We start from the raw sequence: 976 nt of genomic DNA, 5'->3' as shown, positions 1-976 counted from the left end.
TATTTGACCTGCATTTCCATATTCATCTGCGTCCCGTCTTTAAGCAGTACCCGTACATCCATGATTCCTAATTTGTCATCAGCGGAGTCCCTCGAAAGCAGTGTGGGCAGAAGGACTGTGTCTTCCACTTCGTCGGGGGACAGGTTCAGCAATGCTGAAATAAAGCCTTTCCTGACTTTGGGGTTCTGCATCAGTTCCTTGAAACAAGAGTCTACAGTGGGTAACATAATAAAGTTGCTTTTGGTCATAAAATGAAATCTCCTTTCCTGTGCAGAAAACGAATGTTACACATTTAAGGAGTTCTTCTGATTTACTATTATCATATCATGAAATACAGATATGTAAAAGACAGGAATCCCTTCAAAATGTAGTGCAGTGATCGTATTTGTTTTCTGCGGTTCTAATAAGTAATTAATTGGGTAAAACGGCGAATTGCCGATCGAAAAATGAAAGGTGAATACCTTTCGAAGTTTCTTGGTCAGAGTATATCATGAGATAAGGGAAAGGACAATTAGGCAATATGACGAAATTGGAGTTAGATTTTCCCATTACTGTTAAGCGCGTGAAAATAATTTAATGGACCAGCTATCCTCTTACCAAGGGCAGAGGACAACTGGCAACTATAAATTACTACGATATCCGAAGCATGATAATCTGATGATCAAATATCTTTTGATTTCGAAGACGTTTGCGTTTGAAAATGATAGAGACTACTCTAATATTTGCCTCACTTTGTTTATACTGATATTACAGAGAACAGCAATTTCTTCGGGAGACTTGCCCTGCATGTATAGTTTAAAAACTTGACGGGCCTCTTGGACTCCTAACTCTTTGCCCTTTCGTATTCCAATCTCTTCGCCGGCTTTGCGTCCAATCTCTTCGCCGGCCTTGCGTCCAATTTCCTCCCCGGCCTTGCGGCCAATCTCTTCTCCGGTTTTAAGTCCCCTCTTTTCAGCGCTGCTGATCTGGGTATTAT

The 976-nt window shown here is 41.1% G+C and carries 2 protein-coding genes; both read right to left on the bottom strand.

What is annotated here, in order from left to right; genetic code table 11:
- A partial coding sequence (locus tag DWX43_RS26765; protein ID WP_182440829.1) for a PD-(D/E)XK nuclease family transposase occupies window positions 1-248 on the bottom strand: 248 nt, incomplete at its 3' end.
- 462 nt (window positions 249-710) lie between these two features.
- On the bottom strand, window positions 711-976 hold a 266-nt coding region (locus DWX43_RS27165; protein WP_330582332.1), incomplete at its 5' end, for a sigma factor-like helix-turn-helix DNA-binding protein.

The sequence above is a fragment of the Clostridium sp. AF19-22AC genome (assembly GCF_003479085.1).
GTDB lineage: Bacteria > Bacillota > Clostridia > Lachnospirales > Lachnospiraceae > Faecalicatena_A > Faecalicatena_A orotica.
The sequence above is the reverse complement of the archived record's forward strand: the minus strand, read 5'-3'. Positions and strand labels throughout refer to the sequence as shown.